Origin of the sequence: Streptomyces sp. NPDC127100, assembly GCF_042724095.1 — a bacterium.
Lineage (GTDB): Bacteria > Actinomycetota > Actinomycetes > Streptomycetales > Streptomycetaceae > Streptomyces.
Genome location: NZ_JBHXFL010000039.1, coordinates 39,656 through 64,345, shown reverse-complemented (window position 1 = coordinate 64,345; position 24,690 = coordinate 39,656). Strand labels below are relative to the sequence as shown.

Below are 24,690 nucleotides of genomic sequence, written 5' to 3'. Positions count from 1 at the left end.
GCTGCGGCGGCTTCTCGCGCGGGCCCGTTTGACGCCGCTGACCCCCGGGGGTTCGCGCCCCACCTGCCCCGCCCCGCCGGCGCGCACCGCCCCCCGGGCCGGTGCGCGCCGTCCCTCCCCACCGCCTTCCGTCCTTCCGGAGTGACCGACATGACAGACCAGCAGGTACGCATCGTCTCCCTCGGCGACATCGCGCCCAACACCCGCCGCGGCGGTGACCTCCGCGCCCTCCTCACGCCCACCACCGCCGGGTCGACCAGCGGCTTCATGGGCGTGGCCATCGTGCAGCCCGGCGACCGCATCGCCGAGCACTACCACCCGTACTCCGAGGAGTTCGTGTACGTCACCGACGGCACCCTCGAGGTGGACCTGGACGGGGCGCCGCACTCGCTCTCCGTCGGGCAGGGGGTGCTGATCCCGCAGAACGTGCGCCACCGCTTCCGCAACGTAGGAGCCGTCGAGGCGCGGATCGTCTTCCACCTGGGGCCGCTGGCCCCGCGGCCGGAGCTCGGCCACGTCGACACGGAGGACGCGGCGGGCAACGCCCTGCCGCACGAGGGCCACGCGGGGTGCGCCGGGCACGAGCGTCCCGCCGCCGCGGCCGAGGCGGTGTCATGACGCGGCGACGGGTCGCCGTCACGGGCATAGGCGTCGTCGCCCCGGGCGGGATCGGCGTGCCGCAGTTCTGGGGCCTGCTGTCCGACGGCCGTACGGCGACGCGGCGCATCTCCCTCTTCGACCCGGCCGGTCTGCGCTCGCAGATCGCCGCCGAGTGCGACTTCGAACCGTCCGCGTTCGGGCTGGACCTCGCCACCGCGCAGCGGTGCGACCGGTACGTGCAGTTCGCGCTCGTCGCCGCCGCCGAGGCGGTGCGCGACGCGGAGCTCGACCTCGGCCGGCTCGACCCCTGGCGGGCCGGTGCCACCCTGGGCACGGCGGTCGGCGGCACGACCCGGCTGGAGCACGACTACGTACTGGTCAGCGAGCGCGGCACGCGGTGGGACGTGGACGACCGGCGGGCCGAGCCGCACCTGGAGCGGGCCTTCACCCCGGCGACGCTCGCGTCGGCCGTGGCCGAGGAGTTCGGCGTGCACGGGCCGGTGCAGACGGTGTCCACCGGGTGCACGTCCGGTCTGGACGCGGTGGGGTACGCCTACCACGCCGTCGCCGAGGGACGGGTCGACGTGTGCCTGGCGGGCGCGGCCGACTCGCCGATCTCGCCGATCACCATGGCCTGCTTCGACGCCATCAAGGCGACCTCGCCCAACAACGACGACCCGGCGCACGCCTCCCGGCCCTTCGACGCCGACCGCAACGGCTTCGTCATGGGCGAGGGCGCGGCGGTGCTGGTCCTGGAGGACCTGGAGCACGCCCGGGCCCGCGGCGCGGACGTGTACTGCGAGATCTCCGGCTACGCCACGTTCGGCAACGCCTACCACATGACCGGGCTCACCAAGGAGGGCCTGGAGATGGCGCGGGCGATCGACACCGCGCTGGACATGGCCCGGCTGGACCCCACCGCCGTCGACTACGTCAACGCGCACGGGTCCGGCACCCAGCAGAACGACCGGCACGAGACCGCGGCCGTCAAGCGGTCGCTGGGCGAGCACGCGTACGGCACACCGATGAGCTCGATCAAGTCCATGGTGGGCCACTCGCTCGGCGCGATCGGCTCGATCGAGCTGGCCGCGTGCGTGCTGGCGATGTACCACCAGGTGGTGCCGCCCACGGCGAACTACACGACCCCCGACCCCGAGTGCGACCTGGACTACGTGCCGCGCGAGGCCCGGGAGCGTTCGCTGCGGCACGTGCTGTCGGTGGGCAGCGGCTTCGGCGGCTTCCAGTCCGCCGTCGTACTCAGCGGTTCCGGTACTGGCTCCGGTTCGGAAGGAGGGCCGCGATGAGCGGACGACAACGGCCCCGGCGCGCGGTGGTCACCGGCCTCGGCGTGGTGTCCCCCCACGGCATCGGGGCCGAGGCCCACTGGAAGGCGGTCGCGGACGGCACCAGCAGCCTCGGGCCCGTCACCCGGGAGGGCTGCGAGAAGCTGCCGCTGCGGGTGGCGGGCGAGGTGCGCGGCTTTGACCCGTCGGAACTGACCGAGGAGCGGTACCTCGTCCAGACCGACCGGTTCACGCACTTCGCGATGACCGCCGCGCAGCTCGCGCTCACCGACGCGCGGTTCGGCCGCGCCGACGTCGAGTCGCCGTACTCGGTCGGCGTGGTGACCGCGGCGGGTTCGGGCGGCGGCGAGTTCGGGCAGCGCGAGCTGCAGAACCTGTGGGGCCAGGGCTCGCGGTACGTCGGCCCGTACCAGTCGATCGCCTGGTTCTACGCGGCCAGCACCGGCCAGATCTCCATCAGCAACGACTTCAAGGGCCCCTGCGGGGTCGTCGCCGCCGACGAGGCGGGCGGCCTGGACGCCCTCGCGCACGCGGCGCTGGTCGTGCGGGGCGGCACCGACACGGTGGTGTGCGGTGCGACGGAGGCACCGCTCGCCCCGTACTCGATCGTGTGCCAGCTCGGCTACCCCGAGCTGAGCCGGGCCACCGAACCGGACCTCGCCTACCGCCCGTTCACCCAGGCGGCCTGCGGTTTCGCGCCGGCCGAGGGCGGGGCGGTGCTGCTGCTGGAGGAGGAGAACGCGGCGCGCGAGCGCGGGGCCGACGCGCGGGCGACGGTGGCCGGGCACGCGGCGACCTTCACCGGCGCCTCCCGCTGGGAGGAGTCGCGGGCCGGGCTGGCGCGGGCGATCGAGGGCGCGCTGGCGGAGGCCGGCTGCCGGCCCGAGGAGGTGGACGTGGTGTTCGCGGACGCCCTCGGGGTGCCGGAGGCGGACCGGGCCGAGGCCCTCGCGCTCGCCGACGCCCTCGGGCCGCACGCACGGCGGGTGCCGGTCACCGCGCCCAAGACCGGGACCGGGCGGGCGTACTGCGCGGCACCGGTGCTGGACGTGGCGACCGCGGTGCTCGCCATGGAGCACGGGCTCATCCCGCCCACCCCGAACGTGTTCGACGTCTGCCACGACCTGGACCTGGTGGCGGGCCGGGCCCGTGCCGCCGAACCGCGCACGGCCCTGGTCCTCGGCCGGGGACTGATGGGCTGCAACTCCGCTCTGGTCCTGCGCCGGGGCGCGGTGCCGCCCACCGCCTGAGCACCGGTCCGCCGGGTCCCGCCCCGGCGGGGCCGTCACCATCCCGAGCGGGCGCCGCCTCCCGGCGTGCGCCGATCCGAGTGAAGGAGCACCTCCGCATGACCGACCAAGTGGACTACCAGGTGACCGTCGAGGAACTGTCGGCGCTCATGAAGCGCACCGCCGGTGTGCACGTCGACCCGGTCACCCTCCAGCAGCAGGCAGACGCCGGCTTCGACACGTTCGGCCTCGACTCGCTCGGCCTGCTGGGCATCGTGGCCGAGCTGGAGAAGCGGTACGGGCTGGGCCTGCCGGAGCAGGCCGAGCGCTGCAAGACGCCCGCGGATTTCCTCGCGCTGGTCAACGGCGCCCTGAAGACGGGAGTGTGACATGGCCGGGCACACCGACAACGAGATCGTCATCGCCGCGCCGATGACGCTGGTCTGGGACATGACCAACGACATCGAGAACTGGCCCCGGCTGTTCAGCGAGTACGCCTCCCTGGAGGTCCTCGAACGGGACGGCGACCGGGTCACCTTCCGGCTCACCATGCACCCGGACGAGGAGGGGCGGGTGTGGAGCTGGGTGTCCGAGCGCGTCGCCGACCCGGTGACCCGCACGGTCCGCGCCCATCGGGTGGAGACCGGTCCCTTCCAGTACATGAACATCGTCTGGGAGTACACCGAGACCGCGGAGGGGACCCGGATGCGCTGGATCCAGGACTTCGCGATGAAGCCGGAGGCGCCCGTCGACGACGCCGGGATGACGGAGAACATCAACCGGAACTCCCGTACGCAGATGGCGCTGATCCGGGACCGCATCGAGCAGGCCGCGGGCGAGCGGCGGACCGCCTCGGTGCTCGCCGACTGATCCCGTCGAACCACAGTGCCGACCGGCACCGACGAAGGGCACCTCCCCATGCACCACACCCTGATCGTCGCCCGGATGACCCCGGGCGCGGCACCGGACATCGCGAAGGTGTTCGCCGAGTCCGACCGCGGCGAGCTGCCCCATCTGGTGGGCGTCAACCGGCGCAGTCTCTTCGAGTTCGGCGACGGTGTGTACCTGCACCTCATCGAGAGCGACACCGACCCGGCCCCCGCCATCGGCAGGCTGACCGGGCATCCGGAGTTCCGTCAGGTCAGCGAGCGGCTCGAGCCGTACGTGTCGGCCTACGACCCGGCGACCTGGCGCGGTCCGAAGGACGCGATGGCGCGCTGCTTCTACACCTGGGAGCGGACCGGCACCGGCTGACACCGGTCCGCCGCCCGCCGGACCCCCGGGGCCGCCCGCCTTCCGCGGGCGGCCCCGACGCGCGCGACGGGACGGGGGATCCGCGTGCCCCTGACCGTCCGGCCCCGCCGGCGGCGGTTCGCGGGACAGGCGGCGGGGCGAGGGGTCATGATCCCTCCATGACCACCACACCCTCCTTCGACCCGCACGCCCTGCTGGCGGCGAGCCGGCTCGGCGTGCTCGCGACGCTCAGGGCGGACGGCCGCCCGCAGCTCTCCCCCGTCACCCCGTCCTACGACCCCGCGGCCGGCGTCGTCCGCGTCTCCACCCAGGAGGGCCGGGCCAAGACCGCCAACCTGCGCCGGGACCCGCGGGCCGCGCTGGAGGTGACCGCGCCCGACGGCAGGTCCTGGGCCACCGCCGAGGGAACGGCGACCCTGACCGGACCGGGCACCGACCCGCACGGCCCGGAGGTCGAGGCGCTCGTGGAGTACTACCGGGCGGCCGCGGGGGAGCACCCGGACTGGGACGAGTACCGGGCGGTCATGGTGTCCGACCGCCGGGTGCTGGTCACGATCGCCGTCGACCGGGTGTACGGGGCCGATCTCGGCCGATCGTGACGGTCGACGGACCGGTCCGGGTTTTTGTGCCGGAGCGCTGATCGATCCGCCCGCCGTTTGCGTACCTCCTGGCGTACGAGTCCCACGCGTCGCCCCTGGAGGCATCATGCGGCTGTCCCGCAGCAGGATCGGAGTCGTCGTCCTGTTCGGTGCGATGACCCTGACCCTCACCGCGCTGGCCTTCCCGGCCGTGCTCGGTCTGGACAGGCCCGACGGCAATCAGGACCGCGTCGTCGCGAGTACGAAGTACGGGCCGCTCACCGAGGCCGACCGCGACTTCGTCGTGAAGGTCCGGGCCGCCGGGCTGTGGGAGTACCCGCTGGGCGAGATGGCCATGCGGCGCGGGACGACCGAGGAGATGAAGACGGCCGGCGAGCACCTCGTCGTCGGGCACGCCGGTCTCGACGCGATGTGCCGCGAGATCGCCCCCGAGCTGGGCATCACCCTGCCCAACGAGGCCTCCCCGCAGCAGCAGGGATTCGTGGCGACCGTCGACGCCAAGAGCGGCAGGGAGTTCGACGCGTCGGCGGTCAACATCATGCGGGTGACGCACGGCCAGATCTTCCCGGCCATCGCCAAGATCCGGGCCACCACGAAGAACACCCTCGTGCGCCAGCTCGCCGACCTGGCCAACGACACCGTCCTGGACCACATCACGGTCCTGGAGCGGACCGGACTGGTCGAGTACGACCAGGTGACCTTCCAGCAGACCGGCCCGGCGAAGCTCCCGAGGGAGCAGGTCACCCCGCCGCCGCCCCAGCCGGGCGAGCGGGTGCTGGTGCTCAGGCCGCGGCCCGACCTGAAGGTGAACACGGCCTCGCCGACGCCGGCTCCGTCCCCGGCGGCTCCCTGACCGCGCCGCGGCACCGGCGGGCGGACCAGGCGGGCTGATCGGGCGTCGGGGGCCGCCGCCACGTCCGCCGCCCAGCCCAGCGGATGCGGCTCGGAGCCGTCCGGGGCCGCGGACAGGGGCTCGCCACCCGCCTCGCCGCCGCGCCGGCGCGCACGCCCCCTCGGGTTCAGGCGCTGCGCCTGCGGGACGCCGTCTTCTTCGCGGTGCTCTTGCCGGAGGCGGTCTTGCCCGTCGCCTTCTTCGCCGCGGTCCCGGCCGCCGTCTTCTTCCCGGACCGGCCGGCCGTCGACTTCTTCGCGGCGGCGGCCGTCTTCTTCGCCGCCGTCTTCTTCGCCGCCGTCGACGTGGACTTCTTGCCGCCGGTCTCCTTCGGCGTGCGGGGCGCCGCCGTCCTGCCCCGCGGCAGGGACCTGACCTCGGCCCCGGCATCCTCCTCCCCCTCCTCGCCCCGCGACTCACGGGCCGCCCGCACGCTGTTCTCCAGGGCGGCCATGAGGTCCAGCACCTTGCCGGACCTCGCCGGGGCCGGGCTCTCCGGGGGCGCCTCGCCGGCGGCCTTGGCGGCGATGACCTCCTCCAGGGCCTCGCGGTACTCGTCGTGCAGGTCGTCCAGGTCGATCTCGCCGAGCGTGTCCATCAGCGCGTCCGCGAGGTCCAGCTCCTGGTCGCGGACCGTCACGTTCGTGTCCGGGGCGACGCCCTCGGGAGCGCGCACCTCGTCCGGCCACAGCAGGCCGTGCATCGCGATGGCCTCGCCGACGACCCTCAGCATGCCCAGGCGCTCACGTCCGCGCAGCGCGTACTTCGCGATGGCGACCCGGTTGCTGCGCTTGAGCGCCTCCCGCAGCAGGGTGTACGGCTTGGCGGCGGGGGCGCCGCTCGCCGCCAGGTAGTACGCGGCGCCCATCTGGAGCGGGTCGATGCGCTCCTCGGGCACGAAGGCCACGATCTCGATCGTCCGCGCGGTCGGGATCGGGAGCTGGGACAGGTCGTCGTCGGTGATCGGGACCATCGAGCCGTCGGCGTCCTCGTAGGCCTTGCCGATCTCGTCCTGGGTGACCTCGCGGTCCTCCAGCTCGCAGACCTTGCGGTAGCGGATGCGGCCGCCGTCCTCGGTGTGGATCTGGCGGAAGGAGACCGCGTGGCTCTCGGTCGCGTTCACCAGTTTGATCGGGATGCTGACCAGGCCGAAGGAGATGGCGCCGTTCCAGATGGATCGCACGTGCAGCACCCTTCCGTTCGCTTGCCGCCCTGGGCGATTTGTCCGTGTTTCGTGAGATTCTCATCGTATGGCGCCTATCACGGAGGTGGAGGGGCGGCGGGTGGCCCTCAGCAACCTGGACAAGGTGCTGTATCCGGCGACCGGCCTCACCAAGGGCGAGCTGCTGCACTACTACGCGACGACCGCCGAGGTGCTGCTGCCGCATCTGCGGGACCGCCCGGTGTCCTTCCTGCGCTACCCGGACGGACCCGGCGGCCAGCTGTTCTTCACCAAGAACGTGCCGCCGGGTACGCCCGACTGGGTCACCACCGCCGAGGTGCCCCGGTCGGAGGGGCCGGCCCGGATGGTGCTGGTGCAGGACCTGGCGAGCCTGATGTGGGCGGCCAACCTGGTGACCGAGTTCCACACGCACCAGTGGACGGCGGACGATCCCGGCGAGGCCGACCGGCTGGTGTTCGACCTGGACCCCGGGCCGCCCGCGACCGTGGTGCAGTGCTGCGAGGTCGCGCTGTGGCTGCGGGAGCGGCTGGCGGCGGACGGCCTGGAGGCGCACGCCAAGACGTCCGGGGCCAAGGGCCTGCACCTGCTGGCGGGGGTGCGGGGAGCGTCGTCCGAGCGGGTGTCGGAGTACGCGAAGGCGCTGGCCGTGGAGGCGGAGCGGGCGCTGCCGCGGCTGGTGGTGCACCGGATGACGCGCAGCCTGCGTCCGGGGAAGGTGTTCGTGGACTGGAGCCAGAACGCCGCGCGCAAGACGACCGCCGCCCCCTACACGGTGCGGGCCCGCGCCGAACCGGCCGTCTCCACGCCGGTGACGTGGGAGGAGGTGGCCGCGTGCCGGCGGGCGGAGCAGCTGGTGTTCCGGCCGGGCGACCTCGGGCCGCGGCTCCAGGACCACGGCGACCTGCTGGCACCGCTGTTCGACCGGCGCCGGGCGGCGGAGCTGCCCTGACGCGTCCCGGCCGGTCCCGGCGCCGGCCTGACGGGGGCCCCGGCCGGTCCCGGCGCCGGACCGTCAGGCCCGCGTCCACACGGTGCGGTCCCGGGCCACCGCGTGCAGGGCCTCCACGTCCGCCGGCTTGAGCACCCCGCTCGCGCGGACCAGGCCGGGCAGCTGCTCGGCCGTGAGGACCCGGACGTCGCGCGGCGGGACCGCGGCCTCCACGCCGGCCGGACCGGCCAGGGCCAGGACGGGGCGGACCTCGGCGGTCAGGGCGCAGGAGGCACGGGCGGCGTCGGAGCGGACCCGCTCCAGCAGGGGCCGCGGCGCGCGGCGCCCCACCGCGACCAGCGGGTCGGTGATCCGCACCCGCTGCCTGCGGACGGGCAGCACGTGGACGGCGAAGAGGCCGCCGGGCCCGATCAGCAGGTGGTGGATGCGGTCGCCGCCGGGCAGCGGGACCGAGTGCAGGACGTGCCGGCCGGCGCCGTCGAGCCGGTCGAGGACCCGCCCGGTCAGCTGCTCGGCCGCCAGCTCCCGGCGCCGCGGGTCGGGGCGCAGCCGGTGCGCCGCTCCGGTGTCGCGGTCCAGGGCGACCAGGAGCGCCTCGCCGGGCCGGTTGGGGGCGAGGTCGTCGTCCGGGTGGAGGCAGAGCCGGGCCAGCTCGCCGGGGGTGGGGACCAGGGGCGGGCCGACGGTGACCGGGCCGGTGAGGAAGGGCCGCAGGGCCTCGAGCACCTCGCCCTCGCGCTCGTCGCTCAGCAGGCTCACCCGGGCCGCGTCACGGTCGTACCAGGCGATGTTCCGGCCGTCCGCGAGGCAGACCTGGAGCCGTTCCCGGCCTTGCCGCCAGGTCGGTATGACGCGCAGTCCGCTCATGCATCATCACCTCACGACCATGGGACCAGGAGGGGTGCTCCCGCGGCAAGACCGGGCTACCGTTGACGGCGGTGGGGCAGGTCCTCGGGCGGGATGGGGAGGCGCGTTGCGTACCCGTGGCAAGGGATCCGACGTACCGGCCCCGGGCCGGCCGTGGGACGAGATCGTGCCCGGTCTGTGGATGGGCGGGCACGAGTTCCGGCGGCCGGGCGGACGGCTGGAGTCCGCGGTCGTGCGGGACGAGTTCGACCTGGTGCAGACCCTGCTCAGGCTGCCCGGCCACGGCCCCGACCCGGGCGTCGAGCACCAGGTGTGGCCGATCCCCGACGGGCCGCTGGACGGGACCCAGCTCGCGGGGGTGATCCGGCTGGCGCAGGCCGCGGGCGAGGCGCTGGACGCGGGTCGCAGGGTCCTCGTGCGCTGCTACCACGGGTACAACCGCTCCGGCCTCGTGGTCGCCCACGTCCTGATGCACCGGGGCCGCGGCGCCGAGGAGGCGATGCGGCTGATCCGCGCCCGCCGCTCGCCGTGGGCGCTGCACAACGAGCTCTTCGCGGAGTACCTGCGGGCCGGCCTGGTCACCGCCCGGCTGCTGGAGGAACTGGCCGAGTAGCCCGGTGCGCGGCCGGGCAGGCAAAATGGCTCCCGTACGAACGAGGGTGCGGGGCCGCGGACGACGATCGCCGACTCGCCGATCACCGAACTCCAGGAGTGCCGTGCTCCCCAGCCGCCGTGGGCGCCCGGCCCGTGCCCCCGCCGTCTGCGCGCTGCTGCTCGCGACCGCGGCGGCCTCGGTGACGGTGACCGGCTGCGGTGACACGGGCGGGCTGCGGAGCGCGGGCGCCACGCCGACCGCCGTCAGCCCCGCCCGGCTGTGGCCGGACCTTACGCCTGCCTCCAGTCCGGCGTACGACATCGGCGAGGTGGACCACGAGGTCGTCCGGGGCGTCCCCGTGCCGGGCGGCGACATCCGCCGCGCCGACCCGGTGGCCGCCGTGCGGGCCGAGATCGCCGCGCACCCGGCCGAGTACGCGGGCGACAAGGCGCCGTACCGCGAGACGGCCCGCCGCATGGCCGACTGCGGCGCGGCCGGCGGGAGCGCCCGGTGCCCCGTCCTGCGGCCGTACTACCGGGACCTGACCGGTGACGGGCGCGCCGAGATGACGCTGGGTTTCCGGCTGCTGCCCGCGCGGATGACCGCCGTGCGCGTCTACGGCGTGGAGAAGGGCCGGCTCGTGCGGGTGATGTCCTACGAGGACGCCGTGAGCGCGGTCGAGCTGGCCGGGCGGTCGGTGATCGTGCGGTCGCCGTCGGAGGTGGCGGGCTACGAGTACCGCCTCCAGTGGACCTGGGACCCGGACCAGGGCGCGATGCTCCTGACCCGCGACGAGATGCTGCGCACCGGTGACGCGGCGGGCGGGAGACGCCCCTCCGTCTCCCCGGCCCCGTCCCCGTCGGCGGGCGCCCGGTGAGGCCGGCGCTGCCGCGGTGGGCCGGCCCGCTGGCCCTGAAGGCCGCGGTGTTCATCACGGTGATGTGCTGCGCGCTGGCCGCCCTGCTCGGCGTCCTGGTGCACGTCTCGGTGACCGACCAGACCGTGGGGCGGGCCCGCGAGACCGCCCTGGCCCGGCTGCGGGAGGCGACGGCGTCTTACGAGGCGGGGGATCCGCTGCGCCGTGGCGCGGGCGTCGATCCGCCGGGGCTGCCGCCGTCGCTGCGGGAGCTGGCCGCCTCCGGCCGGCGCGGCACCGTGCTCGCCGAGCGGGACGGGCGCCCCACGATGTGGGCGGCGGGCCCGGCCGACGGCGGCCGGGTCCTCGCGGTGCGGGTCGACCACTCCCAGGGCGAGCGCACCATCGAGGGCCTGGACCGGGCGATCGTGTGGTCGTCGGGGTTGGCGATCGGGGCGACGCTGGTGGTGGGCGCGTTCGCGGTGACCCGGGTGACGCGCCGGCTGCACGCGACGGCGCGGGTGGCCCGGCGGATCAGCGCGGGCGACCTCGACGCGCGGGTCGGCGACCCCCGGACGAAGGATCCGACGCGGCCGCAGGACGAGGTGGCCTCGGTCGCCGCCGCACTGGACTCCATGGCGGCGTCGCTGCAGGGCAAGCTGCTCGCCGAGCAGCGGTTCACCGCGGACGTGGCGCACGAGCTGCGCACCCCGCTGACCGGTCTGCACGCGGCGGCCGAGCTGCTGCCGCCGGGCCGCCCGACCGAGCTGGTGCGGGACCGGGTGGCCGCCCTGCGCACGCTCACCGAGGACCTGCTGGAGATCTCCCGGCTGGACGCCGGGCGGGAGCGCCTGGAGACGGAGCCGGAGGAGCTGGGCGCGCTGGCCCGGCGGGTGGTGCGGGGCTCCGGCACCGGCGCGCGCGTGGACGTGGTGCGCGACGCGCGGGTGGAGACCGACCGGCGGCGGCTGGAGCGGGTGCTCGGCAACCTCGTCGCGAACGCCGGCCGGCACGGGCGGGCGCCGGTGGTGCTCACCGTGGACGGGCCGGTGATCACCGTGCGGGACCACGGGGACGGCTATCCGGAGTACCTCCTCGCGCACGGCCCGCAGCGCTTCCGTACCGAGAGCGGCACGAAGGGGCACGGGCTCGGGCTGACGATCGCGCTGGGGCAGGCGGAGGTGCTCGGCGCGCGGCTGGAGTTCGTGAATCCGCCCGGCGGCGGGGCGCTGGCCACCCTGACGCTGCCTCAGCGGCCCTGACCGGAACGGGCCGGCCGTGACGTCGCGCGCCGTCCCCGATGGCGCAGTGCGACGGGCGGCCCCCACCCGCCGCTCCTAATGTGGCGCTTAGCCACCTTCGACCGCTTAGTCACCTCAGACCGCTTCGGCACGTTCGACCGCGTCGGCGTTCCCGCCCCCCGGGAGGTACCCATGTCGCTGCTGAACCTTCGCCCCTCCCCGGCCCGCCGCATCGGCACCACCGGTCCCGCGCCGCGCTGGTACTGATGCCGACGGCTCGCAGACCCCACCATGTCGGTAAGTTCCGGACATGACCAAGGCCGGAACCGAGACCGGAATCACCGTGGCCCAGGCGGACACCCCCGCTCCCGCCGCCCGCCTCCCCCGGCGCCGCGGCATCGAACTCGCCCTCATCGTCATGGCCGTCCTGCTGTCGGTGTTCGGCTACTGCAACGTCGGCCTCGCCCAGCACGGCACCCTGCCGCCCGGCGCCGCCGGCTACGGCGCCGGGCTCGGGGTGCTCGCGGTGTTCGCGCATCTGGCGGTACGGCTGCGCGCCCCCTGCGCCGACCCGCTGCTGCTGCCCATCGGCGTGCTGCTCAACGGCCTCGGCCTGGTGCTGATCTACCGGCTCGACCTGGAGACGCCGGGCGACCGGGCGGCCCCGACCCAGCTGGTGTGGTCCACGCTGGGCGTCGCGCTGTTCATCGTCGTCGTCCTGCTCCTGCGCGACCACCGCGCCCTCCAGCGCTACGCCTACGTCTGCGTCGCCGCCGCGCTCGTCCTGCTCACCGTGCCGATCCTGTTCCCGGCCGTGAACGGCGCCCGCATCTGGATCCGGATCGAGGGGTTCTCCATCCAGCCCGGCGAGTTCGCGAAGGTGCTCCTCGCCGTGTTCTTCGCCGCGTACCTGGCCGCCAACCGCAGCGCCCTGGCGTACGCGGGCCGCCGCGTGTGGCGGCTCCAGCTGCCCACCGGCCGGGTGCTCGGGCCGATCGTCGCCGTGTGGCTGGTCAGCGTCGGCGTCCTGGTCCTGGAGCGGGACCTCGGGACCTCGCTGCTGTTTTTCGGCCTGTTCGTGGTCCTGCTCTACGTCGCGACCGGCCGCACCGGCTGGATCGCCGTCGGCCTGCTGCTGGCCTCGCTCGGCGCGGTCGCCGTGGGCTGGCTGGAGCCGCACGTGCACAGCCGGGTGGAGGACTGGCTGCACCCCTTCGCCTCGATCGAGGCCGGCGGGGGTGCCAACCAGCTCGCCCAGTCGCTGTTCGCCTTCGCGGCGGGCGGGGTGACCGGCACGGGTCTCGGCCTCGGGCACTCGGTGCTGATCGGTTTCGCCGTCAAGTCGGACTTCATCCTGGCGACGGCCGGGGAGGAGCTGGGCTTCCTCGGCCTGACCGCGATCTTCCTGCTGTACGCGCTGCTGGTGGAGCGCGGTTTCCGGGCGGGCCTCGCCGCGCGCGACCCGTTCGGCCGGCTGCTCGCGGTCGGCCTCTCCTCGATCGTGGCGCTCCAGGTGTTCGTCATCGCGGGCGGGGTGACCGGCCTGATCCCGCTGACCGGCATGGCGATGCCGTTCCTGGCCCAGGGCGGCTCGTCGGTGGTCACCAACTGGGCGATCGTGGCGCTGCTGATCCGGGTCAGCCACGCGGCCCGCAGCCTGGGCCCCCGGCAGGCGGCGCCGTGAGCGGGGAGGGGCCGCGGTGACCCGGCACATCCGGCACGCCGCCGCCTTCTGCGCCCTGCTGCTGGTCGCGCTGGTGGTGAACGCCGCCCGCGTGCAGATCGTCCAGGCGCCGGAGTACGACGACAACCCGGCCAACCGCCGCCCGGACATCGCGCGTTACCAGCAGCCGCGCGGCGACATCCTGGTCGGCGGCGAGCCGGTCACCGGGTCCCGGGACACCGGAGAGCACCTGCGCTTCGAACGGACGTACGCGAACGGTCCGATGTACGCCCCGATCACCGGCTTCGCCTCCCAGGAGTACGGGACGACGCTGCTGGAGCACGCCGAGGACGGCCTGCTGTCCGGCGCCGACCCGATGCTCGCGCCGCTCCCGCTGTGGAACGACGTCACGGGCGGCCGCAACGCGGGCGGCGACGTGGTGACGACGATCGACGGGGCCGCGCAGCAGGCGGCGTTCGAGGGGCTGGACGGGCGCAAGGGGGCGGTGGCCGCCGTCGAGCCGTCGACCGGGCGGATCCTGGCGCTCGTGTCCACCCCGTCGTACGACCCCCAGCTGCTCTCCGGCAACAGCGCGGCCGCCACCCGGACCTGGGAGCGGCTGAACGGCGACCCGGACAAGCCGATGCTCAACCGGGCGGTGCGCCGGACCTATCCGCCGGGTTCGACGTTCAAGGTGGTCACCGCGGCGGCGGCGCTGGACGCCGGCGTGGTCCGGGACCCGGACGCGCCGACCCGCTCCCCCGACCCCTACACGCTGCCCGGAACGCGGACCCGGCTGACGAACGAGGGCGAGGGATGCCGGGACGCCTCGCTGCGGGAGGCCTTCGAGTGGTCCTGCAACACGGTGTTCGCCAAGCTCGGCGTGGACGTGGGCGTGGCGGACATGGCGGCCACGGCGGAGGCGTTCGGTTTCAACGACGACGGGCTGCGGGTCCCCTTCTCGGTCGCGCGGAGCACCTTCGACACCTCGGTGGACCGGGCGCAGCTCGGGCTGTCGTCGATCGGCCAGTACAACACGCGGGCCACGCCGCTCCAGATGGCGATGGTGGCGGCGGCCGTGGCCAACGGCGGGCAGGTGCGGTCGCCGTACCTGGTGGAGCGGACGGTGCGGGCCGGCGGCAGCCTGGTGGCGACGGCCGGGTCGCGGCCCGCCCGGGAGGCGATGCGGCCGTCGACGGCCCGGCGGCTGAAGGAGCTGATGACCGGCGTGGTGGAGGACGGCACCGGCGCGAACGCGGCGATCCCGGGGGCCACGGTCGGCGGCAAGACCGGCACCGCCCAGCACGGCGTCGGCAACTCGGGCACTCCGTACGCCTGGTTCGTCTCCTGGGCGCAGGACGACGGGGACCCGGAGCCGAAGGTCGCGGTGGCGGTGGTCGTGGAGGGCACCCCCGGCGAGGAGATCAGCGGGGGCGGGCTGGCGGCGCCGATCGCCCGTTCGGTGATGGAGGCCGTGCTCTACGGCTGAGACCCCGGCACCCCTCATTTCTTTACCCGCGGTCAACAAGTCCCGCCCAGGGGATTGACGAGCTTGCTGACAGGCAGTCTCATAAGACGAGTGAGTGACCGCGGGTAACACGATGAGGTGGGACAGCCATGACGACCCTGACGGAAGCCGACGCGCTCGGCGGTCTGCGCGACGCGCTCGGCCTGCTCAAGGACCGGGAGCAGGTGGCCGAACGGCTCCTCGACTCGTCCGCCAAGCACTCCTTCGACCCGGACAAGGAGCTGGACTGGGACGCGCCCTTCGAGGAGGGCAAGTGGTTCTGGCCCCCGGAGCTCGTGTCGCTGTACGACACCCCGATGTGGAAGCGGATGAGCGAGGAGCAGCGCATCCTGCTCTCCCAGCACGAGTCCGCGGCGCTCGCCTCGCTGGGCATCTGGTTCGAGCTGATCCTCATGCAGCTCCTGGTGCGGCACATCTACGACAAGTCCGCGACGAGCGCCCACGTGCGCTACGCGCTGACGGAGATCGAGGACGAGTGCCGGCACTCCAAGATGTTCGCGCGGCTGATCTCCCGCGGTGAGACCCCGTGGTACCCGGTCAGCCCGGTCCACCAGCACCTGGGCCGCCTGTTCAAGACGATCTCCACCACGCCCGGCTCCTTCACCGCCACGCTGCTCGGCGAGGAGGTCCTGGACTGGATGCAGCGGCTGACCTTCCCGGACGAGCGGATCCAGCCGCTGATCCGCGGGGTCACGCGCATCCACGTCGTGGAGGAGGCCCGCCACGTGCGCTACGCCCGTGAGGAGCTGCGCCGCCAGATGGTGACGGCCCCGAAGTGGTCGCAGGAGTTCACCCGGGTCACCTCCGGCGAGTTCGCCCGCGTCTTCTCCAAGGCCTTCGTCAACCCCGAGGTCTACACGAACGTCGGCCTGGACAAGCGGGAGGCCGTGGCCCAGGTCCAGGCCAGCGGCCACCGCCGGGAGATCATGCAGACCGGCGCGAAGCGCCTGACCGACTTCCTGGACGACATCGGCGTCCTGCGCGGCACGGGCCGCCGCCTGTGGAAGTCCTCGGGCCTCCTGGCCTGACCCGGACGAACACGACTGCCCTGTCACAGCCGCGGGCAGTCGTGCCTCCCCCAGGGCCTGAACGGCCTGGGGGGTACCCCCAGGGGCGGCACGGGTGGACGCGGCGGCGCCCCGTCACGCGGGGCCCGTCGCCCATCCGTGCACCGTGCCCACGGCGCATTTTCGAACACCCTCGTTCCAGCGCCCCCGGCCTCACCCGACGGAGCGATTACGCTGCGGTCCATGACCCCGCAGGCCCCCACCCCCGCCTACCGCCGGCTCAGCGTCGAGGAGCGCCGCGGTCAGCTCCTCGACGCCGCGCTCGCCCTCTTCGCGCACCGGCCGCCGGAGGAGGTGTCCCTGGACGACGTCGCGGAGCAGGCCGGGGTCTCGCGCCCGCTGGTGTACCGGTACTTCCCCGGCGGCAAGCAGCAGCTCTACGAGGCCGCCCTCAGGTCGGCCGCCGACGAGCTGCGGCTGTGCTTCGACGAACCCCGCGAGGGGCCCCTGCTGACCCGGCTGTCCCGCGCCCTGGACCGCTACCTGGCCTTCGTCGACCAGCACGACACCGGCTTCAGCGCCCTGCTGCGGGGCGGCAGCGTGGCCGAGACCTCCCGGACGTCGGCCATCGTGGACGGCGTGCGCCGGGCCGCCGCCGAGCACATCATGAGCCACCTCCAGGCCGTCGACCCCGGCCCCCGGCTGCGGATGACCGTGCGGATGTGGATCACGGCGGTGGAGGCGGCCTCGCTGATCTGGCTGGACGAGGAGAAGCAGCCGCCCCTCGACGAGCTGCGGGACTGGCTCGTGGAGCAGTTCCTGGCCATGCTGTCGGTCACCGCGCGGCGCGACCCGCAGACCGCGGCGCTGGTCGAGGCGCTGGCGGAGGATGTCTGACACTGGTCCCGTGAAGAGCGAAGACACCCCCTTCGAGGGCGGCCCCATGGACGGGCGGGTGCTGCCCGTGCTGGTCGGCCCGACCGGGCACCCGCCGAAGACGTACCGCATCCCCGTCCCCGCCCCGGACGGCGGGCCGCCCACCGTGCTCGTGTACCGGCGCGTGCCCCGCTCGGACCGGCGGACGATCGGCTTCGCTCGCTGGAAGTACGCCTACGACCCCGAGGGCGGCAAGGGTCCCCGCCGGCGCTGGCCGTGGTCCCGGCCGGACGCCACGCCGGGCGGCAAGCCGGACGACGCCGACGGGTGACGGCATTGCGCCGAACCGCGCACATCCGGCGCGCGCGCTGCGGGAACCGGCCCGATGCTCGCGGTGCGGAGCGGACGAAGGTGCCGCCGCACCGGAGGTGACAACGTGTCAGGAAGGCTTCTCCGTCTGGCCTGTACGGCGGTGATGACGGCGGGGATCGCGTTCGCGCCCGTGCCCGCGGTGGCGGAACCCGCGCCGCCCGCACCCGGCCGGCGGTCCGTGGCCGAGCTGCTGACGGAGCTTCAGGGACTGTACCGGGAGGCCGAGAAGGCCACGGAGGCCTTCAACGGCACCGAGGAGAAGCTGATCCGGCAGCGCGCGAAGGTGCAGCGGCTGGAGACCGAGCTGGCCCGGGCCCGGCTGTCCCTGCGCGACGGCCGCGGTGCGGCGGGCCGGCTGGCCCGGCAGCAGTACCGGAACGGCGGCGACCTCTCCCCCTATCTGCGGCTGCTGCTGTCCCGCGATCCCCAGCACGCCCTCGACCAGGGGCATGTGATCGGGCAGCTGGCCCGGGAGCGGGCCGAGACGGTGGGCCGCCTGGCCGGCCACGAGAGGAGGACCGACGACCTGGCGCGCCGGGCCCGCGAGGCCCTCGACGAGCAGGTCGCCCTCGCCGCCCGGCAGAAGAGGGAGCGGGACGGCGTACGGATCCGGCTCCACGCCGTCGAGGAACTGCTCGCCTCGCTCAGCGCCGCACAGCTGGCCGAGCTGGCCGCCGTCGAGGAGGACGGCGTCGCCGAGGCCCAGGAGCGGTTCATGGCGTCCGGTGCGCTCGGCGACGACGGCAGGCCGACCGCGGAGGGCGACCGGGCGGTGCGCTTCGCGGTGGAACAGCTCGGGAAGCCGTACGAGTGGGGCGCGGAGGGCCCGGCGTCGTACGACTGCTCGGGCCTGACCTCCGTGGCCTGGCAGCGGGCCGGAACGCCGATCCCGCGGACCAGCCAGGAGCAGTGGGCGCGGCTGGAGCACGTCCCGCTGGACGAGCTGCGGCCCGGTGACCTCGTCGTCTACTTCCCCGAGGCCACCCATGTGGCGATGTACCTCGGCGACGGCATGGTCGTCCAGGCGCCGCGGCCCGGCGCCGCGGTCAAGGTGTCGCCGATCGCGGCCAACCCGGTGCTGGGCGCCGTACGGCCCGACCCCGGCGGGGAGCCCCTGCGGCGGTACGCGCCTCCGGAGCTCCCCGAGGGGGCGACGGCCGGGTCCGACGAGGGATACGCCGCGGCCTACGCGCCGGCCGCTCCGGAGACCTCCATCAGGTAGGCCTCCGTCTTCTGCGGGTCGTAGAAGAAGTTCTCGAAGTCCGCCGGGTTGTTGAAGCCGTTGGCGAAGCGGTCGGCGACCGGCTGGAGCTGACCGGCCGCGCCGATCAGGTTCAGGACGTGCTCCGGCGGCGGCGCGAGCATGGCGTTCGTCCACTTGGTGACGTGCTGGGCCGTCTCCCAGTAGCGGTCGAAGGTCTGCCGCATCCAGACCTCGTCGAACTCCTTGTCCCCGTGCTCCAGGATCGAGGCGAGGTAGGAGGCGGCGCACTTGGAGGCCGAGTTGGAGCCCTGGCCGGTGATCGGGTCGTTGGCGACGACCACGTCGGCGACACCGAGGACCGCGCCGCCGCCGGGGAGACGGCCGATGGGGTTGCGGACGGTGGGGGCGTAGCGGCCGGCGAGGGTGCCGCCCGCGTCGGTCAGTTCGACCTTGGTGGCCCGCGCGTACTCCCAGGGGAGGAACTTCTCCATGAGTTCCAGGGTCAGGGAGAGGTGCTCCGAGGGGTCCTTCACGTCCTTGAAGGCGTCGAGCGGGCCGCCGGGTATGCCCTCCCAGAACAGGATGTCGGCGCGGCCGGAGGTGGTGACGGTCGGCATGATGAACATCTCGCCGACGCCCGGCACCAGGTTGCAGCGGACGGCCTCCGTGTCCGGGTGCTCCGGACGCGGGCCCAGTCCGTGGACGTAGGCGACGGCGAGGGCGCGCTGCGGCTCGGTGTACGGGGAGCGGGAGGCGTCCCGGCCGAACATCTGCACCAGCTCGCCCTTGCCGGCCGAGACGAGGACGAGGTCGTAGGCGCGGGAGAAGTAGTCCAGGTCGCCGACGGCCACGCCGTGGATGACGAGCTGGCCGCCGCGCTGCGCGAAGGTCTCCATCCAGCCGGCCATCTTCACCCGCTGGTCGACGGACTGCGCGTAGCCGTCGAGCCGGCCCAGCCAGTCGATCGCCCGCTGGGAGGGACCCGGGTCGAAGGAGCCGGGCGCCGCCACCGAGACGCCGAGCCCCTCGATCTTCGGGGCCTGGGACTCCCAGAAGTTCAGCTGGAGATCGCGCTCGTGCTGGAGTGCGGTGTGGAACATGCACTGCGTCGACATGACCCGGCCCGTGCGGATCTCGTCCGCGGTCCGGTTGGACATCAGGGTGACCTCGTAGCCGTGCGACTGGAGGCCGAGGGCGAGTTGGAGACCGGACTGGCCGGCTCCGACGACGAGTATCTTCCGCATGCGGGGGACGCTCCTAAGGGGACTGCTCGGGGACTACTCGGGGGTTTCGTCGAGCGCGTGGCCCACGAGGGACAAGAGGGTCTCGATGGCTGAGATCCGGCGGCGCGCATCCATGATCATTACAGGTATGTGCGCCGGGATCGTCAACGCCTCCCGCACGTCCTCCGCGTCGAACCGCTCGCTGCCGTCGAAGTGGTTCACCGCGACGACGTACGGCAGTCCGCAGCTCTCGAAGTAGTCCAGCGCCGGGAAGCAGTCCCTCAGGCGGCGGGTGTCGGCCATGACGACGGCGCCGATCGCGCCGCGCACCAGGTCGTCCCACATGAACCAGAACCGCTGCTGGCCCGGCGTGCCGAACAGGTAGAGCACCAGGTCGTCGTCGAGCGTGATGCGGCCGAAGTCCATGGCCACGGTGGTGGTGAGCTTGTCCGGGGTGGCGGTGAGGTCGTCGGTGTCCTCGCTCGCCTGGGTCATCAGCGCCTCGGTCTGCAGGGGCGTGATCTCCGAGACGGCGGTGACCAGCGTGGTCTTGCCCACGCCGAAGCCGCCCGCCACGACGATCTTCGTGGCGATCGGCGCACGGGTGCGGTCCGTCTGCCAGGACTGTACGTTCTCGTCCGGGTCGACGAGGGGGGAGACGCCGTAGGCGGCGGCGTCAGAGACGACGGAGTCCACTGAGCACCCTTTCGAGCAGAGCGCGGTCCGGGCGGCCCGTTCCGTGGCCGGTTCCGGTGCCGTACACACGGATCTTTCCCTGGTCCGCCAGGTCGCTGATGAGCACGCGGACCACGCCGAGCGGCATCTTCAGCAGCGCGGCGATCTCGGCCACCGTACGCATGCGGCGGCACAGTTCGACGATGGCCCTCATCTCCGGCATCACGCGGGAGGTGAGGCCGCCGTTCGTCAGTTCCTTGCGCTCCTCGGCGGCTTCGAGCGCGGCGGTGCCCGCGGTGGCGCCGACGAACGTCTCGACGAGCAGGACGTGGCCGAAGCGGGTCCGGCCGCCGGTGAGCGAGTAGGGGCGTACACGGGCGGGCTTGCGGTCCGCGCCGCGCACGGGGAGGCCCTGCGGATGCCTCGGGTTGCTGCCGGGGCCACTGCTCATCGGACGCTCTCCGTCGACTCGGACTCCAGGGACTGCCGCAGTTCGCTGCGGAGTTCGGGGGTCAGGACATGGCCGGCGCGGCCGACGAACAGCGCCATGTGGTACGCGATGACGCTCATGTCGCAGTCAGCGGCGCCGTGCACGCCGAGCAGCGAGCCGTCGCTGATCGACATCACGAACAGGCTGCCCTCGTCCATGGCGACCATCGTGTGCTTCACGTTGCCGAAGTCCATCAGCCGGGCGGCGCCGATGGTCAGGCTGCCCACGCCGGAGACGACCGTGGCGAGGTCGGCGGCGGAGCCGCGCGGGCCGGTGCGCCGCTCGCCCCGCGCCACCCGGGCCGCCTCGTTCCTGTCCTGGTCGGAGGAGAGCAGGAGCAGGCCGTCGGAGGAGACCACGGCGACGGACTGGATGCCGGGGACCTCCTCGACGAGGTTGGTCAGCAGCCAGTGCAGGTTACGGGCCTCACGACTCAGTCCGTAGGTACTGGGAGCGGTCAACTGCTTGCCTCCTCGACAGTGCCCCCCGTGGCTTCTTCTGTTGTCCCCGCGGCGGTCGGCGCCTGGTGCTGCTCCGTCCGTTCGGAGATCTCCGCCTCGACGTCGCGCCGCCCGGCCTCCGCCCCCCGGCGGAACCCTCCCAGACGGCGGCGCAGCGCCTCGGCGTCGACGGAACCCGCCGTGCGCGGTCGTGGGACCGCGGCGGGTGTGCTGAGCTTCGGGGTCCGCTTGGGCAGACCCTTGGCGGTGACGGGGTCACCGTCCGGCTCGGCGCCCTCGTCCGCGGTGCGTTCGTGGACGTCGGGGCCGATGGCGTAGGGATCGGCGGGAGCGGGGCGCTCCTGCGGGGCAGGGGCCTCCGGGGCGGGGGCATCCGGCGGTGCAGGGGCCTCCGGGGCGGGGGCCTCCGGCGGTGCAGGGGTCTCCTGGGCGGGGCGCTCCTGCGGGGCGGGCGTCCTCTCCGGTGCGGGAGTCGCCTGCTGTGCGGGGGTCTCCTGCGATGCGGAAGCGTCCCGCGGGGCCGGTGCGGATGCCTCCCGCGGGTCCGGCGCGGGGGCCGGCGGCGGGGGCGGTGTCGGCGCGGGGGCCTGGGCCTGGACCGGGAGCAGGAGTTCCATCGTGGTGTCGTCGGGGAAGTCCCTGACGGCGGTCGTGCCCTCGGCCACGGGGGCCTCCGGCGTCCCGGGAGTCTCGGGGGCCTCCGGCGTCCCGGGAGTCTCGGGCGTCTCCGGCGTCTCCGGCGTCTCCGGCGTCTCCGGCGTCTCCGGCGTCTCCGGCGTCTCCGGCGTCTCCGGCGTCTCCGGCGTCTCCGGCGTCTGGGAAGCCTCCGCCGTCCCGGAGGTCTCCCGCGTCTCGGGGACCCCCGGCGTTACGAGAGGCTGCTGCTGCTCGCCGGACTCCGCGGTCTCGCCGGCCCGGCCGGTCTCCGCGGTCCCGCCGCTCTCCGGGGTCTCGTCGGCGCGCTGCTGCGGGTGGGTGCCCGGCTCCGGGACCGTCTCGGTCACCGCGGGGCCCTGCTCCGCGGGGCCGGCGGTCTCCGTGGCGTCCGCCGCCGGTTCCGCCGCGGCCTCCGCCTCGGCGCGGCGTACGGCCTCCTCCGCCGAGGCCACGAGCGGGTCGGTGTCCGGCCGTGCCTTCTTCTCCGCGCGGCCGGGCAGGACGTTGGAGTTTGCCTCCGCGCCCGCGCCCGGCAGGGTGAAGGAGCCCGTGCCGTCGGCCACCGGCGCGGCCGGGGCGAGGGCCGCCGGGGGCGCCGCAGCGAGCAGCGTGCTCGGCAGCACCACGACGGCCGCGACGCCGCCCTGCTTCTGCTCCCGCAGCCGCACGCGCGCCCCGTGCCGGTGGGCGAGCCGGGCCACCACGTACAGGCCGAGCCCGAGGCCGTCCTCGCCCTCCTGGTCGAAGGGCGCCTCCGGGTCGAAGTCGGTGAGGCGGGCGTTGAGCCGCTGAAGGCGCTCGGTGGCCATGCCGATGCCCTCGTCCTGGACGGAGAGCATCACCTCGCCGTTCTCCAGCAGCCAGCCGGACACCTCGACGGGCAGGTCCGGCGGCGAGAAGGAGGTGGCGTTCTCCATCAGCTCGGCGAGCAGGTGGGAGAGGTCGTCGGCGGCGAAGCCGGCCACGTGCGCGTGGGGCGGCAGCGTGGCGATGCGGACCCGTTCGTACCGCTCGATCTCGCTGACGGCGGCCCGAACCACGTCGACCAGCGGCACCGGACCGGCGCTGTGCTGGATGTGCTCCGTGCCGGCGAGCACGAGGAGGTTCTCGCTGTGCCGGCGCATCACCGTGGCGAAGTGGTCGAGCTTGAACAGGGTGGCGAGGCGGTCAGGGTCCTGCTCGCGGTCCTCCAGGCTCTCGATGACGGCGAGTTGCCGCTCGACCAGGCCGAGGGTGCGCAGCGCGAGGTTGACGAAGGTGCCGCCGATGCTCTTGCGGACGACGTCGAGCTGGGCGGCGGACTCGGCGAGTTCGGCACGCAGTTCCTCGCGCGCGTCGGCCATCTTCTGCCGCTGGCCGACGAGGTGCTTGCGGTCGGCCTCCAGCGTGTTGACGCGCTCGGCGAGCGTGGCGGCGTGCGCGTGCAGGGCGTTGACCGAGCGGACGACCTGGGCGAACTCGTCGTTGCGGCCGGTGAAGGCGACCGGCTCCTCGACGGTGGGGTCCGCCGCGCCGGCGAGCCGGGCCGAGCCGCGGCGCAGCACGGAGAGCGGGCGGGTGAGGGTGCGGGCCATGGCGGTGGCGATGCCGAGGGCGAGCAGGATCAGGGCGCCGAGGGCGGCGATCCGGATCTCCAGCGCGGTCACGTCGTCGTCGCGCAGCTGCTCCAGCGCCGTGGTGCGCTTCTCGTACAGGGCGGACTCGGCGCCGCGCATGGCGTCGACGCGGGCGGAGAGCGCCGCGTCCAGCTTCTTGACGGAGGTGCCGAGGTCGTCGTCGGAGAGGGTGGGCCGGTCGGTGAGGCCGGCGAGGTACTTCTCGGCGGAGTTGACCTCCGGCCCGGCGACCGTGGCGTCGTACCTGTCCCGCGCCTCCTTGGGCGCCCCCTCGCGGAAGTCGGCGAGGGCCGCGTCGGAGCGCACCCGGGCCTGCTGGGCGGCGGCGCTGAGGGCGTCGCGCTGCTCGGTCTCGGCGTCCGAGGAGGTGACGGACTCGGTCGGCAGCCCGGTGATCGGGTCGATGACGGTCTCGGTGCTGCTCGGCACGCCGAGGGCCGCGAGCAGCAGTCCCCGGGTCGCGGCGGCCTGCTGGACGGCGGTGTCCAGGTCGGCGAGGGCGTGGGCCCCGCCGCCCGCGCGGGGCGGCATCTGCTCGGCCAGTTCCGCGGCCAGGGCGTGCAGCCCGGCGATCGCCTCCGAGTAGGCGTCGTGGGCCTGGAGGGCGCTGCTCTTGCCGGTGAGCGCCGAACGGCGCAGCGCGGCGATGGCGTCGAGGTCCTCGCGCAGGGAGGCGGGCGTGTCGGTGTCGGCGAGCAGCTCCTCCACCTGCCGGTCGACGCGTGCGCTGCGCTGCTCGGAGGGGGCCTTGGACTTGGGGCGGCCCGCGGCGACGTAGGGGGTGACCTCGTCCCGCTCGTCGGCGAGGGAGTGGGCGAGGGCCAGCGCGTCCTGCGTCTGCTCGGCGAGCGTCACCAGGTCCTGCGAGTCGTGCAGTTGTCCGGAGGCGGCCACGACCGACGGGGCCCCGGCCGCGGCCACGGCGGCGGCCACGACCGCCACGGCGACGATGAGCCGGTTGCGTACGTGGGTGGGCCGGCCCTTGCCGACGGGCGGCGCCTCGGCCGCCGGGGTGGAGGGGGTGCCCGGGGTTCGCTCCACGCTTGCCGCGGGGGCCGTCTGCTTGCCTGTACGACGAGGCCGCGTCTTCTGCACCGGTGCTCGCATTCCTGACTCGTGTACCCGTGGGCCCGGGTGGCGCTCCGTCAACTGGCCGGCCGGCGCGTGCACCCTTCCCCAAGCTCTGGGCTGCTCCCCCGCCGCCGACCGTGCGCCGGACGGGGAGACCGCGTGAGCAGGGCAGGCCCCCCACCGGTTCCCGACCATCCCAGTGCCGGTGGGCGGTGGGCGTGCATCACCTGACCCGCCACCCGAAGGAGTGAACCCCGACCGGGAGTTGAGGGGCAAGT

Annotated in this window: 25 protein-coding genes; 18 read left to right on the top strand and 7 right to left on the bottom strand. The window is 74.1% G+C overall.

Annotated elements, in window-relative coordinates; all coding sequences use genetic code 11:
• Positions 1-150 precede the first annotated feature (150 nt).
• The 8 genes from ACFWJB_RS27955 to ACFWJB_RS27920 all read left to right on the top strand — a co-directional run bounded on the left by ACFWJB_RS27955 (position 151) and on the right by ACFWJB_RS27920 (position 5,839).
• Positions 151-618 carry a cupin domain-containing protein gene (locus ACFWJB_RS27955; protein ID WP_385459454.1) on the top strand — a complete coding sequence of 156 codons (468 nt, stop codon included), beginning with the start codon at positions 151-153 and terminating at the stop codon, positions 616-618.
• Positions 615-1,904: a beta-ketoacyl-[acyl-carrier-protein] synthase family protein gene (locus ACFWJB_RS27950; protein WP_386925573.1), complete on the top strand. Its 1,290-nt coding sequence runs from the start codon at positions 615-617 to the stop codon at positions 1,902-1,904. The genes ACFWJB_RS27955 and ACFWJB_RS27950 overlap by 4 nt, the downstream gene beginning before the upstream one ends.
• Entirely contained in the window at positions 1,901-3,154 is a 1,254-nt protein-coding gene (locus tag ACFWJB_RS27945; protein ID WP_385459458.1) for a ketosynthase chain-length factor, read from the top strand. Before ACFWJB_RS27950 ends, ACFWJB_RS27945 begins: the two co-directional genes overlap by 4 nt.
• A gap of 98 nt (positions 3,155-3,252) precedes the next feature.
• Positions 3,253-3,522 carry an acyl carrier protein gene (locus ACFWJB_RS27940; RefSeq protein WP_161167749.1) on the top strand — a complete coding sequence of 90 codons (270 nt, stop codon included), beginning with the start codon at positions 3,253-3,255 and terminating at the stop codon, positions 3,520-3,522.
• A gap of 1 nt (position 3,523) precedes the next feature.
• Positions 3,524-4,003, top strand: coding sequence for an SRPBCC family protein (locus ACFWJB_RS27935; protein ID WP_385459460.1), 480 nt, complete (start codon positions 3,524-3,526; stop codon positions 4,001-4,003).
• Positions 4,004-4,051: 48 nt separating this feature from the next.
• Positions 4,052-4,387, top strand: a complete 336-nt coding sequence (locus tag ACFWJB_RS27930) for a TcmI family type II polyketide cyclase (protein WP_385459462.1) — start codon at positions 4,052-4,054, stop codon at positions 4,385-4,387.
• 158 nt (positions 4,388-4,545) lie between these two features.
• On the top strand, positions 4,546-4,986 hold the full coding sequence (locus tag ACFWJB_RS27925; protein WP_385459464.1) for a PPOX class F420-dependent oxidoreductase: 441 nt from the start codon (positions 4,546-4,548) through the stop codon (positions 4,984-4,986).
• Between the two features lie 106 nt (positions 4,987-5,092).
• Positions 5,093-5,839, top strand: coding sequence for a DUF4142 domain-containing protein (locus ACFWJB_RS27920; RefSeq protein WP_385459466.1), 747 nt, complete (start codon positions 5,093-5,095; stop codon positions 5,837-5,839).
• Positions 5,840-6,005: 166 nt separating this feature from the next.
• On the opposite strand, the gene ACFWJB_RS27915 is transcribed toward ACFWJB_RS27920, so the two are convergent.
• Positions 6,006-7,061: a Ku protein gene (locus ACFWJB_RS27915; protein WP_385459468.1), complete on the bottom strand. Its 1,056-nt coding sequence runs from the start codon at positions 7,059-7,061 to the stop codon at positions 6,006-6,008.
• A 67-nt stretch (positions 7,062-7,128) separates the two neighbouring features.
• Between ACFWJB_RS27915 and ligD the strand changes: the two genes are divergently transcribed.
• Positions 7,129-8,010: a non-homologous end-joining DNA ligase gene (gene ligD, locus ACFWJB_RS27910; protein ID WP_386925569.1), complete on the top strand. Its 882-nt coding sequence runs from the start codon at positions 7,129-7,131 to the stop codon at positions 8,008-8,010.
• A gap of 63 nt (positions 8,011-8,073) precedes the next feature.
• Here ligD and ACFWJB_RS27905 read toward each other — a convergent pair whose 3' ends face one another.
• Entirely contained in the window at positions 8,074-8,877 is an 804-nt protein-coding gene (locus tag ACFWJB_RS27905; protein WP_386925567.1) for a nuclease-related domain-containing protein, read from the bottom strand.
• 106 nt (positions 8,878-8,983) lie between these two features.
• Between ACFWJB_RS27905 and ACFWJB_RS27900 the strand changes: the two genes are divergently transcribed.
• The 9 genes from ACFWJB_RS27900 (at position 8,984) to ACFWJB_RS27860 (ending at position 18,237) form a co-directional block, all read left to right on the top strand.
• Positions 8,984-9,490, top strand: a complete 507-nt coding sequence (locus ACFWJB_RS27900; protein ID WP_385459474.1) for a dual specificity protein phosphatase family protein — start codon at positions 8,984-8,986, stop codon at positions 9,488-9,490.
• Between the two features lie 103 nt (positions 9,491-9,593).
• Positions 9,594-10,349 carry a hypothetical protein gene (locus ACFWJB_RS27895; RefSeq protein WP_386925564.1) on the top strand — a complete coding sequence of 252 codons (756 nt, stop codon included), beginning with the start codon at positions 9,594-9,596 and terminating at the stop codon, positions 10,347-10,349.
• Positions 10,346-11,590 (top strand): ATP-binding protein, encoded by a 1,245-nt coding sequence (locus ACFWJB_RS27890; protein WP_385459478.1) that lies wholly within the window; start codon positions 10,346-10,348, stop codon positions 11,588-11,590. Before ACFWJB_RS27895 ends, ACFWJB_RS27890 begins: the two co-directional genes overlap by 4 nt.
• 289 nt (positions 11,591-11,879) lie before the next feature.
• Positions 11,880-13,253: an FtsW/RodA/SpoVE family cell cycle protein gene (locus tag ACFWJB_RS27885; RefSeq protein ID WP_386925562.1), complete on the top strand. Its 1,374-nt coding sequence runs from the start codon at positions 11,880-11,882 to the stop codon at positions 13,251-13,253.
• Between the two features lie 16 nt (positions 13,254-13,269).
• Entirely contained in the window at positions 13,270-14,721 is a 1,452-nt protein-coding gene (locus ACFWJB_RS27880) for a penicillin-binding transpeptidase domain-containing protein (protein WP_386925560.1), read from the top strand.
• A gap of 128 nt (positions 14,722-14,849) precedes the next feature.
• Positions 14,850-15,788 carry a diiron oxygenase gene (locus ACFWJB_RS27875; RefSeq protein WP_385459484.1) on the top strand — a complete coding sequence of 313 codons (939 nt, stop codon included), beginning with the start codon at positions 14,850-14,852 and terminating at the stop codon, positions 15,786-15,788.
• A gap of 222 nt (positions 15,789-16,010) precedes the next feature.
• On the top strand, positions 16,011-16,664 hold the full coding sequence (locus ACFWJB_RS27870) for a TetR/AcrR family transcriptional regulator (protein WP_385459486.1): 654 nt from the start codon (positions 16,011-16,013) through the stop codon (positions 16,662-16,664).
• A gap of 10 nt (positions 16,665-16,674) precedes the next feature.
• The gene (locus ACFWJB_RS27865; RefSeq protein ID WP_385459488.1) at positions 16,675-16,974 is read left to right on the top strand and encodes a hypothetical protein; all 300 of its coding nucleotides are present in this window, start codon (positions 16,675-16,677) and stop codon (positions 16,972-16,974) included.
• A gap of 105 nt (positions 16,975-17,079) precedes the next feature.
• Positions 17,080-18,237, top strand: a complete 1,158-nt coding sequence (locus tag ACFWJB_RS27860) for an NlpC/P60 family protein (protein WP_386925557.1) — start codon at positions 17,080-17,082, stop codon at positions 18,235-18,237.
• Here ACFWJB_RS27860 and ACFWJB_RS27855 read toward each other — a convergent pair.
• From ACFWJB_RS27855 to ACFWJB_RS27835, 5 genes are read right to left on the bottom strand one after another with little or no spacing between them, the layout of a single operon-like run.
• Complete coding sequence (locus tag ACFWJB_RS27855; RefSeq protein WP_386925555.1) at positions 18,201-19,463, bottom strand: styrene monooxygenase/indole monooxygenase family protein; 1,263 nt, start codon at positions 19,461-19,463, stop codon at positions 18,201-18,203. The two genes, ACFWJB_RS27860 and ACFWJB_RS27855, sit on opposite strands and share 37 nt — an antisense overlap.
• Positions 19,464-19,496: 33 nt before the next feature.
• Complete coding sequence (locus ACFWJB_RS27850; RefSeq protein WP_385459494.1) at positions 19,497-20,138, bottom strand: ATP/GTP-binding protein; 642 nt, start codon at positions 20,136-20,138, stop codon at positions 19,497-19,499.
• On the bottom strand, positions 20,119-20,568 hold the full coding sequence (locus ACFWJB_RS27845; RefSeq protein WP_385459496.1) for a DUF742 domain-containing protein: 450 nt from the start codon (positions 20,566-20,568) through the stop codon (positions 20,119-20,121). Before ACFWJB_RS27845 ends, ACFWJB_RS27850 begins: the two co-directional genes overlap by 20 nt.
• Positions 20,565-21,068, bottom strand: coding sequence for a roadblock/LC7 domain-containing protein (locus ACFWJB_RS27840; protein ID WP_385459498.1), 504 nt, complete (start codon positions 21,066-21,068; stop codon positions 20,565-20,567). Before ACFWJB_RS27840 ends, ACFWJB_RS27845 begins: the two co-directional genes overlap by 4 nt.
• Positions 21,065-24,448, bottom strand: coding sequence for a nitrate- and nitrite sensing domain-containing protein (locus ACFWJB_RS27835; RefSeq protein ID WP_386925552.1), 3,384 nt, complete (start codon positions 24,446-24,448; stop codon positions 21,065-21,067). Before ACFWJB_RS27835 ends, ACFWJB_RS27840 begins: the two co-directional genes overlap by 4 nt.
• Positions 24,449-24,690: the final 242 nt, after the last annotated feature.